Genomic DNA, 15,805 nt, shown 5'->3' on the forward strand with positions numbered 1-15,805 from the left:
CCGCAGACGCGCGACAAGCGCATGGCATGCGTACAAGTCCGTGCCGTCAGTCGCCGGTGGCATCCGCCCGGCGCATTCGGGCCACGAGGGTCACCACTGCCAGTGCCGTGGCGGGGAGCAGCAGCCAGGTCAGCCAGGCGGCGCCGCGCGGGTCCAGGGCGAGGATCAGCCCGGCGATGGCGAAGACGATCGCGCGATCGTGCATGCCCATGGGGCCGTCCCGGCGGCGCTCGCCGCCGCGCAGCAACGGCGCCAGGCCGGCGATCTCCGCCAGCAGCCCCAGCACCACGAGCAGCACCACCGGTGCCGCCGCCACGCCGGGATAGGCCGCCAGCGGCAGGTAGAGCAGCACCTCTGCGCCGGCGTCCGTGACCTCACGCGCGGCGGGATCGCGCGGCGGCAGGTCGGGGTGATCGCGCGCCAGCAGGTCCGCGACGGCCAGCGCGGCCGCGCGCACCGCCAACGCCATTGGCAACAGGAGCAGCACGCCGTACCCGCCCGGCAGCAGCACCGGCGTCGCCAGCAGCAGCCCACCGACCCCGGCGGCGAGGCCGAGCATGCCCCATTGCAGTCGGTCGCCCGTGATACCCGCGGCCGCGGCGCGTTCGGCGAGCGGTGCGAGTTGGGCGTCGAGGCGCTGTCTGATCAGACGCGGCAGGTCCATGGGCTGGCTCCCCGGTGGCGTTGGTGGCGGGCACGATCCGGCGCCGGCGCGATGGCATCCGCGGCAACCGTGCGCATTGTCGCCAGCCAGCGGAGCCGCTGCCAGCTTGCGCATCGCCGCAAGCCGTGTGGTCCCCGATGTTCGTCGGCGCCGCGGACCGGCCGTCGTGGGCGGCTGCAGACCCTTGTTTGGATTGCGGAAAGGGCCCCTTGACTTGGTGCGGAAAAGGACAAAAATTGAGTTAGCACTCTCCCGATTAGAGTGCTAAAGCAGTGTGACAGCGGCGGTGCTGCTGTCCTCCGGTGCTAGCGACGGTGCCAGCGTGCCAGCCGGGTTGCCGCCCGAGGGGCGGGTGCCATGGCGGCGCCGGCCTCGCGCCACACGCCGGAGGTCTGAATCGGCGGTTCCCGTCGCGCCACATCGAGCAACCTAAGACTGCGTGCAATCCACGCACAGGAGCAAGAGCGATGTTCGGCACCTTCACTGGTCTGCAAGGCAGCCTGTTCGATGATCTCAACCGACTCCAGCGCGAGCTGGACGAGTCCTTCGGCCGTTGGCCTTACACGGCGCAGCTGCGCTCCCCGGGCCTCGGCGGTTGGCCGCCCATCAACATCGGCGCCACCCCCGAGCGGGTGGACGTCTACCTGTTCGCGCCGGGGCTGGACCCCAATGAGCTGGATATCTCCATCCAGCAGAACCTGCTCACCATCGCCGGCCAGCGCCAGATCGACCGCGGTGATGAGAGCGGCTGGTACCGCACCGAGCGCTACAGTGGCGAGTTCCGCCGGGCGCTGACGCTGCCCGAGGACGTCGACCCCGAGCGCGTCGATGCAAGCTATCGCGACGGCATCCTGCACGTGGTCTTGCAGCGGCGCGAGGCGTCGCAACCGCGGCGCATCACCGTGAGCTGAGATCCGGCCAGTCACCCACACCGCTTCGGAGGAACGACATGAACACCCAAGTCGAGAACGCCCAGGCCGGCACCGACACGCCCGAGGTCGCGGCGCGCCGTGAGACGACCGCCCTGCGCCCGCCGGTAGACATCCTCGAAGACGCCGAGGGCATCACGCTGATGGCGGACATGCCCGGCGTCGCGAAGGAGCGGCTGCACGTGCACGTGGATGCCAACACCCTGCAGATCGAGGGCGATGCCCAGATCGAGCTGCCGAAAGGCGCCGAGGCGCTGTATGCCGACGTGCGCACCACCCGCTTCAGCCGCAGCTTCACGCTGAGCAACGAGCTGGAGCCGGACAAGATCGAGGCGCGGCTCAAGGATGGCGTCCTGACCCTGCGCATCCCGAAGCATCCGGAGATGCGGCCGCGGCGGATCGAGGTGAAGGCTTCCTAGAAAGAAGGGGCTAGGGGCTAGGAGGGCGGGTTGCCTTGGAGCCGCGACCTAAGGGCGCGGGGCCTTGGCGCTCGGCCCTTGGCCCTTGCCCCTTCGCGTCGCCCTTGCAAATGACCAACAGCGGCACCGCGCGCGGCGCTGCCCGCGCGCTGGTGCCGAGCGCAAGAGGAGGTATCGAGCATGTCGACACTGCAACAGATTCGCGAAGGCCTGAGCCAGGCCTGGGATCGGGTCGTGGAAGGCTGGGACCAGCTCTCTCGAAACGCCTCCGGCGCCATGACCCGCTTCAAGGTCGGCCGCGGCAACAACGCCGACGAGGCCCGCGAGCTCGCCGAGCGCAGCACTGGCTGGGGCCTGCTCGCCGCCGAGGTCTTCGAGGACGATGACCACGTGGTGGTGCGCGTCGAGGCGCCGGGCATGAGCAAGGACGACATCCGGCTCGAGGTCCAGGATGACTTCCTCGTCGTCAGCGGCGAGAAGCACATGGCCAGCGAGCGTAGCGAGGGCCGCTGGCAAGTCACCGAGTGCGCCTACGGCAGCTTTCAGCGCGTCGTGCCGCTGCCCGGCCCCGTCGACACCACCCGGGCCGACGCCACCTACCGCAACGGCGTCCTGCGCGTCGAGCTGCCCAAGTCCGCCGACCACCGCCGCAAGGTGCAGGTGACCGTCCATTGACCCCGAGGCCGCGCCCCCCGGGGGTCGCCCACATCCCCTGGGGGCGCCGACTTCGAGTCGGCCCCGGCAACCCATGGGAGCGGCACTCTCGGTGCCGCGACCGGCGCCGAGGCCGGCCACCCAAGTCAGCACCGCAAACTTCGCAGCCCACCGCCACCCGCTCACCGTCGCGCCACAAACACCAGTGGCGCTCCCACCGCGCCACAGCGCACACATTTTCAACGGCGGCGGACATGACACCGATCGTGTAGCCGGCACTTCTCGGACCGCCCGCACCGCCCGGTGAATCGCTTAGAATCCTCGGCCAATAGCCGTCCGTCTGCAGAATGAGCCCGCTCGGAGAAGCCACCCCTAAGGATGTCCGCCCACAAGACCGCCCTGCTCATCGGCAACGACGCCTACCAGGACGCCCGGCTCGCCCCGCTGGTGGTGCCGGCCGACGACGTGCGCGACCTCGCCGCGGTGCTCGAAGACCCCGCCATCGGCGGCTTCGACAGCGTCAAGCCCCTGCTGAACGCCGACCGCGGCAGCGTCGAGGGCGCGATTGAATGCCTGTTCGCCGAGGCCGGGCGCGACGACCTCGTGCTGCCTGGCGGCGGACGCCGGAACGATTGCTGCCCGCGGACCTGCTGGCGGACCTGGCGTCCGGCAAGCTCTACGTCCGCGAGGGCGCCGTCCGTGAGCTGGCGCGCCGGCTCGATGATCCCGCCTGCGATGCGGCGACGCGTGAGGCCATCCGCACCGTGCTCGCTGAACGGCAGATGCAGGAGCGCGACCGCTTCGTCTACCGGGAGATCGAGCTCGCCCTGGCCGCGCGAGCGGCGAAGCCCCTCACCGCCTTCCTCGACACGCTGAAGGATGGCGGAGAAGGCCCGGAAATGCTCTGGCTCCCGCCCGGCCGCTTCCTGATGGGCTCGCCGGACAGCGACGGCATGGCCTTCGAACGCGAAAAGCCGCAGCACGAGGTCCGGATCAGCTCTCCCTTCGCCATCGGCCGCTCTCCCGTCACCTTCGACGAGTACGACCGCTTCTGCGCGGCAACCGCCACGGACAAGCCGGATGACAAGGGCTGGGGCCGCGGCAAGCGCCCGGTGATCAACGTCAGGTGGGACGACGCCATCGCCTACTGCCAGTGGCTCGCGCTACAGACCGGCCAGCCCTACCGGCTGCCCAGCGAGGTAGAGTGGGAATACGCCTGCCGCGCCGGCACCGCGGCCAGCCCGCCGGCGGCAGCGCCGGCATCCTGCGGGCCCTCTGGGAGCGCCGGCATCCTGCTGGCCCCCGGGAGCGCCGGCATCCTGCCGGCTCGGACTTGGCGCAACGCAGCCCGTAGTCGGGTTAGCGCAGCGTAACCCGACGATGGGCGCCCGTAACCCGCTGATGATCGCGTTGCTCACCTCGCTCCCACGCTCCAGCGTGGGAGTGTAGTCGCACCGCTCCAGCGGTGCGTGGTGCCGCCGCGCCGACGACGCGACGCTGGAGCGTCGCCGCTTGCTCCCACGCTGGAGCGTCACTGCCATTGAATTTAGCCAAAATGTGTTCAATAGCAATGCTTCCGGCGCCGGCGGTGATAGTCGAGCAGGCCGCGGGCGGAGGTGCTTTTGCGCGGGGGATTGCGACCCGCGCGGTACGACGTGGGGTTGGTCAAGAACAAGGCGGTCAGGCGCTCGCCGATGGTCTTCGAGCAGCGAAGTGACCAGCACCTCGTACTCGCCGGTGCCCAGGCGCACGCGCACGAAGCGCACCCGCAGTCGGGTCGGCAGGCCGGCCTCGCGGGTGGCGCCGACCTTGCCGTCGGCGGACCTGAGCTCAACGATCTGGCTATCGGGTCCCGCGCCGCGGCGCATCGCGCGCGCTTGGCGAAACGAGCGGTTGGAGCAGCGGATGGCGAAGTCGATCCCGCGCCGGCTCAGCTCGGCGAGCATGCCAAAGGACGGGTAGTTGCGGTCGGCCACGACCAGATCGCCGGGGCCGGCGTGCGCCAGATCCGCAACGGCCACGTCGGACCCCCTCACGTTGGCCCGACCAAAGATAGGACGCGACGCCGAGCCGAATCATCATCGAGGCCGGCAAGAGATTCTTCACCGCCCAAGCCCGGGAGCCATAGATGTCCAACCCAACTGCCCCGCTGACCCTCCAGATCCTTGCCGACCCCACCATGGCCGACGACGAGACCTTGCTCGCCGCCGGCGCCTCGCTGAATCGCGAGCTCACCGACGCGGCGCTCGCCGAGCGCATCGAGCCGGTCACGGCCGGCCCCGCCGCACCTGGCACCAAGTCCGGCGAGCTGATCACCGCCGGCGCGCTGCTGCTGGCGGTGCTGCCGGCGACGGTGCCCGCGCTGGTGGTGTTCCTCAAGGAGTGGACGCTGCGCAACCGGCCTCTGCGCATCAAGGTGACGGACGGAGAGCGCAGCGTCGAGGTGGACGGCTTCGACCCGGCCAGCATGGACGAGGCCGCGCTGCTGGCCCTGGTGGACAAGCTGAAGACGCGCGTCGAGCGCGTGGAGGAGTAGCGCGTGAGCGCACGCATGTCGAGGCCCCCGGGGGCGGTGAAGAAACTTCATCGGTGTCGCCCTGGAGGGCGACACTCCGGCCAGCGCTCCGGCCAGCGCTCCGGCCGTCGCCGCCCGGGAATGTCGCCCTCCCGAGGGACACGTGGATGGCTGTAGCAAGAAGGGCCTCGGCATCTTTACGCGGATGGACTAGGTCCTGTTGCCACCACTGCTACCCGGCGCAATCGCGCCACAAACAGCAGTGGCGCTCTCACGAAGAGCGCACCCCGCGCATCGGCCACGGTGCGGTTGAGCTGCGCGCTGAAACAAAGGGCGCGCTCCGCGGGCTCACGGATTGAGCCACCCCAGCGGCTAGGCTCCGGCAAACCCGAGCCGGAGCCCGCAGATGCCCGCCAGTCTGACCCTACCGCCGCAGCTGCGGCCTACCGAGCAATCATCCGCAATAGCCACGCCGGCGCAGCGCGCGCCCAACCCGAATGACGACCACGTCAGGCGCCTCCTCGGCGGCCTGAAGCGCAAGTACGCCGCCCGCATCACCGGCGAGCTGACCATGCCGGCGCAGCCCGCACGCTTCGCGGAGCTGCCGGAAGCGCTGCACCCGCGGCTGCGCGCGGCGCTGGCGGCCCGCGGGCTGACGCGGCTCTACGCCCACCAGCGCGCCGCCTGGGACCTGGCCCAGCGGGGCGAGCACCTGGTGGTGGCGACGCCGACGGCGTCGGGCAAGACGCTCTGCTACAACCTCCCGGTGCTGGACGCGGTGCTGAGCCGTGGGGCGAAGGCGCTGTATCTGTTCCCCACCAAGGCGCTGGCGCAGGATCAGGTGGCGGAGCTAGCGGAGCTGAATCAGGCGTTGGTGGGCGGTGCGAGCGCCGCGGCACCATCAAAATCGCTATCGAAGTTGCCACCGGGTTCGAATACTCCTCACGGAGCCAAGGCGCGCGGCGCGAATATCGATCCCGATCCCGATCAGCGCGACCGGGGCACGCTAGGCATCAAAGCCTTCACCTTCGACGGCGACACCCCCGGCGACGCCCGCAAGGCGGTGCGCACCCGCGGCGACATCGTGCTGTCGAACCCGGACATGCTGCACCAGGCGATCCTGCCGCACCACACCAAATGGGCGCAGTTCTTCGAGTCGCTGGAGTACGTCGTCGTGGACGAGCTGCACAGCTACCGCGGTGTGTTCGGCAGCCATGTGGCCAATGTCTTCCGGCGGCTTCAGCGCATTTGCCGCTTCTATGGGGCCAGCCCGCGCTTCATCTTCGCGTCGGCCACCATCGCCAATCCGGCGGCGCTGGCCGGCCGGCTCATCGGCGCCGAGGTCCGGGCCGTCACCGACAGCGGGGCGCCCCGTGGCGAGCGGCACCTGCTGCTATGGAACCCGCCGGTCATCGACCCGGATCTCGGCATCCGCGCGTCGGCTCGCTCCCAGACCACCCGCATCGCGCGCGCGGCCACCAGGCAAGGGCTCAAGAACATCGTCTTCGCCCGCTCGCGGTTGATGGTGGAGGTCATCACCAAGTACCTGAAGGACGTCTTTGACCGCGACCCGCGCCGCCCGCCGCGAGTGCTCGCCTACCGCGGCGGCTACCTGCCGAGCGAGCGGCGCAGCGGCGAGCAGGCACTGCGCGCGGGGCGGGTGGACTGCGTGGTGAGCACCTCGGCGCTGGAACTGGGCGTGGACATCGGCGCGCTGGACGTGGCGGTGCTGAACGGCTACCCGGGCACCATCGCCGCCACCTGGCAGCGCCTCGGCCGCGCCGGGCGGCGCAATCGCCCCAGCCTCGGCGTGCTGGTGGCCACCAGCGACCCGCTGGATCAGTACATGGTGCGGCACCCGGAGTTCTTCTTGGGGAGGTCGCCGGAGCACGCGCGCATCCACCCGGACCAGCTCCTGATCCTGATGGACCACGTGCGCTGCGCCGCGTTCGAGCTGCCGTTCCGCGACGGCGAGGCCTTCGGCGACTGCGCCGAGGACCTGGCCGAGATGCTCGCCTACCTGCGCGACGAGGGCCTGCTGCAGCGCCAGGGCGGGCAGTGGTACTGGATCGCCGACAGCTACCCGGCCAACGCCGTGTCGCTGCGCTCGGTGGCGGAAGGCAACTTCGTCGTCATCGACACCAGTGGCGGCAAGCAGACCATCATCGCCGAGGTGGACTACACCGGCGCGCCGGGCACGGTGTACGAGGGCGCCATCTACATGGTCCAGTCCCAGCCCTACCAGGTGGAGCGCCTCGACTGGACCGGCCGCAAGGCCTTCGTCACCAAAACCCGCGCGGACTACTACACCGACGCCATCGACTATACCAAGCTCAAGATCCTGGCCGAATTCGACCGCATCACCAATGCGGACGGGGCCGCCGGGCAGGCCGCCGCGGCGCATGGCGAGGTGCACCTGGTGCGTCGCTACCCCGGCTACAAGAAGATCCGCTACTACAGCCACGACAACATCGGCTACGGCAACATCGACCTGCCGGACCAGGAGATGCACACCACCGCGGTCTGGTGGCAGGTCCACCCGCGGGCGCTGGAGGCGGCCATCGCCGAGACCTTCGGCGGCCGCGAGCGGGCCGTCGAGGGCTTCCTCGGCGCCGCCTACGCCCTGCACCACGTGGCGGCGCTGCGGGCCATGGCGGAGCTCGGCGACCTCGGCCGCGCCGTCGGCGACGGGCAGGGGCGCTGGTTCGCCGTGGTCGGCGCCGACGGCCGCGGCCAACTGCGCGGGCCGGACAACGAGCAACTCGACGGCGCGTGCCTCGCCGGCCGCTTCGAGCCCACGCTCTTCCTCTACGACAACTACCCGGGCGGCGTCGGCCTGTCCGCGCCGCTGTTCGACGCGGCGCGGGCGCTGCTGGCGGACGCACGGGCGCTGGTGCAGGGATGCGCCTGCCGCGCTGGCTGCCCGGCCTGCATCGGGCCCATCCTGCCGGGGGACGAGCAGCGTGTGCAGACGCCCAAGCATCTGGCGCTGGCGGTGCTTGGCCTGCTGGAGGGCCGGGCGCCGGGGGCCGAGGACCGCGGCGAGGCGCTGCCCGGTCCGGGTACCGGCACGCTGTCGCGCCCATCGCAGCAGACCGCGGACGAATGAGCAGCCTGCGCGAGCGATTGCGGCGGGTGCGGGGCGAGCCGCCGGCGGCACCCGCTGCGGGTGGGCCAGCCTCGCCTGAACAGCCCACGCTGGCGGAGCGGCTGCGCCGGCTCGGTGCCGCGCGCGGCGGTGCCGCACCAGCGGCTGGCGAGTCCGCCCGTCCGCACGCGCGGGCTGCGTCGCCAGCGGACGCGTCGGGCGCTATGCCCGACGAGGCGGCACTCGCCACACACCTGGGCGCCGAGCAGCTCGCCCCCGGCGTGCTGCGCCTGCGCCGGCGCCAGCCGCTGGCGGTGCCGCACGGCCATTGCGCGCTGTGGCCGGACGCGGCCGCGGTGCAACTGCTGCTGCCGGATGCCCCGGCGGACCCGGCCGGCTGGATCGCCCTGGACACCGAGACCAGCGGCCTCGCCGGCGGCACCGGCACCTGGGTGTTCGTGGTGGGGCTCGCGCGATGGCGGGCGGCGCACCTGGAAATCACCCAATTCCTGCTGACGCGCCTCGACGCCGAGCGGGCCTTTCTGGAGCGCGTGACCGCGGAGCTTGCCGGCGCCGCGCTGCTGCTGAGCTACAACGGCAAGACCTTCGACCTGCCGCTGCTCGCCGCCCGGCTGCGGCTGGCGCGACTGCCGGACCCGACGGACGGCGTCGGCCATCTCGACCTGCTGCACTCGGTGCGGCGCGCCTTCGCCACCCGCTGGCCGGACTGCCGGCTCGCCGGTGTCGAGCAGCGGCTGCTGGGCCGCGCGCGCACTGGTGACCTGCCCGGTGCCGAGGCACCGGCGGCCTGGCTCGACTGGCTGCGCCGCGGCGACGGGCGCAGGCTTGGCGCGGTGCTGGCGCACAACCGGATGGACCTGGCATCCGTCGCCGCGCTGCCGGCGGTGCTGGCCGCGGCGCATCGCGCACCGGGCGCATTTGGCGCGGACCCGCTGCGCGTTGCCCGCTGGCGCCTCGCGGCGGGCGATGCCGACGGTGCCCGCGCGCTGCTGGCCGGCACGGCAGCCGACGGCCTGGACGCCGGCGCCCGTCATCTGCTGGCGCGGCTGCATGCCCGCGCCGGCGACTGGCCCTCCGCGCTGGCACTCTGGGAGCAGCTCGCGGACGGCGGCGATGCCGCGGCCCGCGAGGCCCTGGCCAAGCATTTCGAGCACCGGGCCAAAGATCTCCGGCGCGCGCTGGCGCACGCGGAGCGGCTGCCGCCTGGTGTCGCGGCCGTACGGCGGCGGCTGCGATTACTAGACAAATTGCGTAATGCCGTTCAGAGAGCCGATGAGCGCCATTGACGATTGATGGGGGTATAGGGATATAAGTCACCTGATCGGCCGACTTACCACCATCAGGTCCACAGGGGGCACACCATGACCATCACAGTCGTTCTCGCGGACGACCATAAGATGATCCGCGAGTCACTTGGCGCGCTCCTCTCGCGGGAGACCGACATCAGGGTCGTCGCTTTCGCCAGCGACGGTAGCGAGGCCATCACCCTGGCTCAGGCTTGGAAGCCGGATATCGTGCTGATGGACGTCTGCATGCCAGGGGTGGACGGCATCGAGGCCGCGCAGCGGATCGTTAAGCTGCTGCCGCGCACCCGGGTCATCGCGCTGTCGGCGCAGGGCGAGCGGCCCTTCGTCTCGCAGATGGTGGAGGCCGGCGTGCAGGGCTACGTGTTGAAGGACGAATCGGTCGCCACCCTCGCACATGCCATCCGTACCGTGGCCCGAGGCCAGAGCTGGCTGCCGGAGGCCGGGGAGATTCTGAGCGGCCCGGAGAAGCGGCTCCTGTCACGCCGGGAGCGGCTGGTGCTGAAGGGTCTCGCGGAGGGCAAGCGTGCCCGCGAAGTGGCAGAGGTGATGGGCATCAGCACCAAGACCGTGGACACCTATCGCCGGCGCATGATGTCCAAGCTGGGGCTGGAGTCGCAGGCGGAGCTGGTCAAGTATGCCGTCGCGCTGCACACAGGCGTGGGTACCGGCATGCGGGGCATTCACACCGGGCCCTAGTACAGCGGTTCTCCAGATTTTGCTTTCGTCGTTGTCGTTGTCGTTGTCGTTGTCGTGATTGGATACTCGGCCACGACCACGACCACGACCACGAGCAGAGACTTCGACCAGGTTCCTCGGCTTCGGCCCCACTCAGGTTGGCGGCCTGCAAGATTGTCTGAAACGGGGCCGTAGTGCAGCGAAGCGGAGTAGCCGCCACCCTGAGCGGTTCCTATCCGTGTCGCCCTGGAGGGCGACACTCCGGCCGGGCGGCCGCCGCGGTCAGCGTGGCACGAGCGTGCTGCGCACCGGCATCCGCAAGCGCGGGCGCGCGTCGGACAGCCAGCGGGTCAGCGCGGAGTCACCCGGCGGCCACTGGCCCTTGAGCCGGTTGTCCGGCGCATCGCCGGCGAAGGTCAGGTAGCCGTACTTGCCGTAGTGCGGCAGCTTGCGGGCGAGGCCCGGCACCGCCGTGGGCGTCGCCGCTGCCACCCACCCCAGCGGCCGCTGGGCATCGCCGACGGCCAGTGCGACGTTCGCGTCCGTCTGTCTGTTGCCCGCCAGCGTCACGCCGTGGGTGTCGGCATCGGGGTCCAAGTCCTGGTCCGCCGATACGACTTGGTCGAGAAAGGCGTTCCGCCAGCCGAACAACCAGATCGCGCCACTGTCCGGCAGCGTTTTCAGTTCGTTGTCCCAGGCGACCTGCCAGCCGGCATGGCCTTGGCGCCAGGCGTCGGCCAACTGTCGATAGGCTCGCCGGTCGGCCTCCGGGGCCTGCGCCGGCAGCACCATGACACCCTGCTCGGCGCCGAACAGGTTGCTCAGCGAGGCCGGTGACTCTTCCGGCAGCAGCCGGCGGAAGGTGTCGAACTCTGGGTCCACCGCCACCCGCGCCGGCGGCAGCGGGAGCCGGGCCTCGAAGCGCGCGGCGCGGCCGTCGAACCGGGCGAGCACCCGCTTTGGATCGCCACGCTCGGTGTGCAGCACGACCGGTACGGTCATCGGGAACGGCGGCGCCTGCTGAATCTGGTAGACGCTGCCGATGACGGTGTAGCCGGTTCCGGGCGCATGCTCGATGCGCACGTCCCCAAGCTTCAGCTCGGCGGCGCCGGGGCGCCTGGTCCAGGCGTCGAAGAACGCGCGCAGATCGCGATTGGCGGCGAGCGCGAAGGCGAGGCGGAGGTCGTCGAAGTCGGCGGTACGGAAGCGGTTGTGGCGGTAGAAGGTTCGGAGCCCCGTGCGAAAGGTGTCGTCGCCCAGCATGACGCGCAACATGTGCGTCACCATCAGCATCTTGCCGTAGCCGATGGCTTGGGAAGCGCTGCCGTGGCGGGCGCGAAAGGCCGTCAGCGGAAAGTCTTCGTCGTGCTGCACGTAATCGGCATACGCCTTGAGCTGGTCGCGGCGGTAGTCGGCGCCGTGTCCCGCGAGTGCCTGGTTCAGGTGATCGGACAGATACGCGGTGAGCCCCTCCGCCCAATTGCCGGAGGCGTAGTCCACGTAAACACTGTTACCCCACCAGTTGTGCAGGATCTCGTGCGGGTAGGAGCTGTGCACGATGAACGGCAGGCGCATGACCTGCGAGCCCAGCAGCGTGAATGACGGCATGCCGTAGCCCGTCTCCCAGAAGTTTTCCACCAGCGCGAACTTGGCGTAGGGGTACTCGCCGATGAGCCGGCTGTAGCGGTCGAGGTAGTCGGCGGTGGCGTCGAGGTAGCGCCGGGCGAGCGCCTCGTCCGGAAGTCGCAGGTAAGCCTGCGCCTCGCCATGCGGCGTCGCCCGGCGGTACAGGCGGAAGCGGGCGGCGCTCAGATAGAGCTCGTCCTGCGGGTGCTCCTCGGTCCAGCGGATGCGGTGCTCGGTGCCGTCCACCGACTCCGGCCCCGCGCCCTGGGAGACGGCGAGCCAGCCCGGCGGCACCTGCACCGTCAGGGCCATGCGGTTCAGCGCACCCGGGACGTTCGGATACCAGCCGGTATACCCGGTGAGGAAGACGCCGTCGTTGCTGATGGTGCCCACCAGTTGCTGGCTGTTCCGCCCCATGCCCTCGCGCACCGTCTCGAACGGATGGCGGATGCGGCCGCCGTAGCCGAGGGTCACCGCCTCGCCGTCTTCGACACTGAGCCGAAAGCGCTCCAGGTGACCCTCGCGGCCGATGCGCTCCAGCACCGCGTCGCCACTGCTGACCCGCGGCCGCAGTCCCTGGTGCAGCAGGAAGGTCACCTGCTGCACGCCGGTCGGCAGGGTAAGCTGGTCCGTGGCATGCAAGGTGCCGGCGGCGGGGTCGATGACGGCGTCGATGCGGTGAGCCACCACCGGCTGCTCGGTGGACGCCGTTGCCAGCAGCGGCACGAGCAGGAGCAGCCACGACAGCGGACGAAGCAGGGGCCGCGCGCGAGGGAATCGTTTCGGCGAGCGAGTTGCGTTGGGCGCGGATGTCCGCGCCGCGTTGAGCTCAACAGTGGAATGCATGGGCGCTCCGTGTTCGGTCCGGTCGCGGGCGGGACGTGCGGTCGAGCGGTGGGGCGGCCTGTCCCGCGCAGTTGCCCCATAATGGCGATGTCCGCCAGACAATCGCAACAGGTGTCATGATCGAGCGCATCTTCACAACCCCGTTCGTCGCCGGTGGCGGCCTCATCGCATGCCTGGCCGCCGCTGTCGTGGCCTGGACTCTCGTGGCCAGCACACCGGCCGCGGCGGCACAGCCCCCCGCGGCCGCCATGTTGCCGGGTCAGGACCAGATTCTCGATACCAGGACCGAGGTGGTGGACACGGCCGATGTCGCCGGACTCGACGATCTGCTCGCGCGGATCGTGGACCGGCGCGTGGTCTATGTCGGCGAGTCCCACGACCACTACGAGGACCACCTGAACCAGCTCGGCATCATCCGCGGCTTGCAGGCGCGTGGGCGTGACGTCGCCATCGGCATGGAATTCTTTCAGCAGCCGTTCCAGCCGGCGCTGGATGCCTTCGTCGCGGGCGAGATCGGCGAGGCCGAGTTGCTGAAGCGCACGGAGTACTTCGATCGCTGGCGCTTCGACTATCGCTTGTACCGGCCCATCCTGCGCTTTGCCCGCGAGCACCGCATCCCGGTCATCGCGCTGAACCTGCCCAAGGAGATCACCGACCAGGTGGGGGTCGGCGGCATGGCATCCCTGAGCAAGGCCCAGGCCGCGCAGATCCCGGCGGACATCGACCGTGACGACGAGGTGTACCGGGCGCGGATGAAGGCAGTGTTCGCCATGCACCCGAAGGACAAGCATTCCGACTTCGAGCGCTTTTTGGACGTGCAACTGCTCTGGGACGAGGGCATGGCCGCGCGCGCCGCCGCCTACCTGCGCGAGCACCCCGGCAAGACCCTGGTGGTGCTGGCCGGCACCGGCCACGTGGATTACGGCCAGGGCATCCCGCGGCGCGTCGCGCGGCGCATCGACGTGCCCGCGGCGACGGTGGTGAGCGGTGCCGAGCGGCCGTTCGATCCGGACCTCGCGGACTTCATCCTGTTCCCGCAGCGGGTGGAGTTGCCGGCCACCGGCCTGCTGGGCGTGATGCTGGACACCGAGTCCGCGGGCAAGGGCCTCGGCGTGCAGGGCTTCAGCGACGACAGCGGCGCCAAGGCGGCCGGACTCGAGGAGGGCGATCGCATCGTCGGCGTCGGCGACAACGCCATCGACGGCTATGCCGACATCCGCATCGCGCTGATGGACAGCCGTCCCGGCGAGACCGTGCCCGTGCAGGTGCTGCGCAAGACCATGCTCGGGGGTACCGAGCGGCTCCGCTTCGACGTTCAATTGCATTGAGCGCTGTGGACGCTGCCAATATGGGCTCAGCAGGGCCACCCCGCCCGCGGGGCGCCGGCGGCGGGCCGGAGCTGCTGGCGCCGGCGGGAACGCTCAAGAATCTGCGCTATGCGCTCGCCTATGGTGCCGACGCCGTCTACGCCGGCGTGCCCCGCTACAGCCTGCGCGTGCGCAACAACGACTTCGACTTCGCCAACCTCGCCACCGGCATCGCTCTGGCGCACGCCGCGGACCGGCGCTTTTATCTCGCGGCCAACGCGCTGCCCCACGGCGCCAAGCTCAGAACCTTTCTCGACGACATGGCGCCGGTGGTGGCCCTGGCGCCGGATGCGCTCATCATGGCGGACCCGGGGCTGATTCTGCTGGTGCGCGAGCGCTGGCCGGACCTGGCGATTCACCTGTCGGTGCAGGCCAACACCACCAACGCGGCGGCGGTGCGCTTTTGGCAGCGGCAGGGCATCCGCCGCGTGATCCTGTCGCGGGAGCTGTCGCTGGCCGAGATTGCCGAGATCCGCGCCGCCTGTCCGGACATGGAGCTGGAGGTCTTCGTGCACGGCGCCGTCTGCATCGCCTATTCCGGCCGCTGCCTGTTGTCCGGCTATTTCAATCACCGCGACGCCAACCAGGGCACCTGCACCAACGCCTGCCGCTGGGCGTACCGGCTCGCGCGGCCGGCGGCATCTGCGGATGTGGATACGGAGCCGCCGGCGGACGCCCACCACCCGGCGGCGGACGAGGTCTGGCTCGCGGAGGAGGCGAAGCGGCCGGGCGAGTACATGCCGGTGTTCGAGGACGAGCAGGGCACCTACATCCTCAACGCCAAGGACCTGCGCGCGGTGCGGCACGTGGCGGCGCTCGCGGACATGGGCATCGACTGCCTCAAGATCGAGGGCCGCACCAAGTCGCACTACTACACCGCGCGCACCACCTGGGTGTACCGGCGGGCCATCGACGATGCCGCCGCCGGCCGGCCCTTCCGCCCCGAGCTGCTGGACGCGCTGGAGCACCTCGCCAACCGCGGCTACACGGAGGGCTTCTACCGTCGCCACGCGCCCGAGCAGATGCAGAACTATGCAGACGGCGCCTCGCGCAGCCACCGGCGCCTCTTCGTCGGCGAGGTGCTGGGGCCAGACACCGCCACCGGGCTGGTGGAGGTCGCGGTGAAGAACCGCTTCCGCCTCGACCAGCCGCTGGAGCTGCTGACACCCGCCGGCAGTGCCGAGGTGCGGCCGGCGCAGATGCTGGGTCCGGACGGCCAGCCGCTGGATGTCGCACCGGGGGATGGCTGGCGGGTGCGCCTGCCGCTGCCCTGGCCCGAATCCCGCCATGGCTTGCTCACGGCACCCGTCTAGGGGTGGATCGCACATCTGCGAGGCGTTGATCATGACGGCATCCAGAGCCATGGCCCCGTGGGAGCGGCGTCCCCGCCGCGATTGGGCGCCCGTCGCGCCGAGGACGGCGCTCCCACGACGGGGGACGGACTCATGATCGACGCCGTCTGCGCGTGCCAACGGTCGGCATTGGCAACCGGCCGGCGCATGCTTGCCTGTACGACGTCGTAGCGGCCGACGACAAGCTGCCGCTGTACGCCACGTTGGCGGCGGCGCTGGCGGGGGTGTTCACGCTGGTGTTTCTGTTCGCGCAGTTCGGGCTCTACATGCAGTCGATCATTGCGCTCGAGGACGGCAACGCCGAGCGCGCGGCGTGGCTCAATCATTGGCCGCACCGGGTGC

The 15,805-nt window shown here is 70.5% G+C and carries 13 protein-coding genes; 11 read left to right on the forward strand and 2 right to left on the reverse strand.

The window, feature by feature from the left end:
• Positions 1–46: 46 nt before the first annotated feature.
• Positions 47–664 carry a hypothetical protein gene (locus tag LJE69_RS08760; protein ID WP_296923976.1) on the reverse strand — a complete coding sequence of 206 codons (618 nt, stop codon included), beginning with the start codon at positions 662–664 and terminating at the stop codon, positions 47–49.
• Between the two features lie 467 nt (positions 665–1,131).
• Between LJE69_RS08760 and LJE69_RS08765 the strand changes: the two genes are divergently transcribed.
• From LJE69_RS08765 to LJE69_RS08800, 8 genes are all read left to right on the forward strand, one after another.
• Positions 1,132–1,575, forward strand: a complete 444-nt coding sequence (locus tag LJE69_RS08765) for an Hsp20/alpha crystallin family protein (protein ID WP_296923978.1) — start codon at positions 1,132–1,134, stop codon at positions 1,573–1,575.
• Between the two features lie 38 nt (positions 1,576–1,613).
• A complete protein-coding gene (locus tag LJE69_RS08770; RefSeq protein ID WP_296923980.1) occupies positions 1,614–2,012 on the forward strand; it encodes an Hsp20/alpha crystallin family protein in 399 nt (132 codons plus the stop codon).
• A gap of 180 nt (positions 2,013–2,192) precedes the next feature.
• On the forward strand, positions 2,193–2,687 hold the full coding sequence (locus LJE69_RS08775; protein ID WP_296923981.1) for an Hsp20/alpha crystallin family protein: 495 nt from the start codon (positions 2,193–2,195) through the stop codon (positions 2,685–2,687).
• Between the two features lie 611 nt (positions 2,688–3,298).
• Complete coding sequence (locus LJE69_RS08780; RefSeq protein ID WP_296923983.1) at positions 3,299–4,039, forward strand: formylglycine-generating enzyme family protein; 741 nt, start codon at positions 3,299–3,301, stop codon at positions 4,037–4,039.
• Positions 4,040–4,794: 755 nt separating this feature from the next.
• Entirely contained in the window at positions 4,795–5,202 is a 408-nt protein-coding gene (locus LJE69_RS08785; protein WP_296923985.1) for a hypothetical protein, read from the forward strand.
• A 385-nt stretch (positions 5,203–5,587) separates the two neighbouring features.
• On the forward strand, positions 5,588–8,290 hold the full coding sequence (locus tag LJE69_RS08790) for a DEAD/DEAH box helicase (protein ID WP_296923987.1): 2,703 nt from the start codon (positions 5,588–5,590) through the stop codon (positions 8,288–8,290).
• A complete protein-coding gene (locus tag LJE69_RS08795) occupies positions 8,287–9,576 on the forward strand; it encodes a ribonuclease H-like domain-containing protein (protein WP_296923989.1) in 1,290 nt (429 codons plus the stop codon). Before LJE69_RS08790 ends, LJE69_RS08795 begins: the two co-directional genes overlap by 4 nt.
• Positions 9,577–9,651: 75 nt before the next feature.
• Entirely contained in the window at positions 9,652–10,293 is a 642-nt protein-coding gene (locus tag LJE69_RS08800) for a response regulator transcription factor (protein ID WP_296923990.1), read from the forward strand.
• 261 nt (positions 10,294–10,554) lie between these two features.
• Here the strand turns inward: LJE69_RS08800 and LJE69_RS08805 are convergent, their stop codons facing one another.
• Positions 10,555–12,744, reverse strand: coding sequence for a M1 family metallopeptidase (locus tag LJE69_RS08805; protein WP_296923992.1), 2,190 nt, complete (start codon positions 12,742–12,744; stop codon positions 10,555–10,557).
• 116 nt (positions 12,745–12,860) lie between these two features.
• Between LJE69_RS08805 and LJE69_RS08810 the strand changes: the two genes are divergently transcribed.
• From LJE69_RS08810 to LJE69_RS08820, 3 genes are all read left to right on the forward strand, one after another.
• Positions 12,861–14,072, forward strand: a complete 1,212-nt coding sequence (locus LJE69_RS08810; protein ID WP_296923994.1) for a ChaN family lipoprotein — start codon at positions 12,861–12,863, stop codon at positions 14,070–14,072.
• 20 nt (positions 14,073–14,092) lie between these two features.
• On the forward strand, positions 14,093–15,424 hold the full coding sequence (gene yegQ, locus LJE69_RS08815; RefSeq protein WP_296924000.1) for a tRNA 5-hydroxyuridine modification protein YegQ: 1,332 nt from the start codon (positions 14,093–14,095) through the stop codon (positions 15,422–15,424).
• Positions 15,425–15,576: 152 nt separating this feature from the next.
• On the forward strand, positions 15,577–15,805 hold a 229-nt coding region (locus tag LJE69_RS08820), incomplete at its 3' end, for a hypothetical protein (protein WP_296923996.1).

The organism is Thiohalocapsa sp. (genome assembly GCF_022340605.1).
In the GTDB taxonomy this organism is placed as follows: domain Bacteria; phylum Pseudomonadota; class Gammaproteobacteria; order Chromatiales; family Chromatiaceae; genus Thiohalocapsa.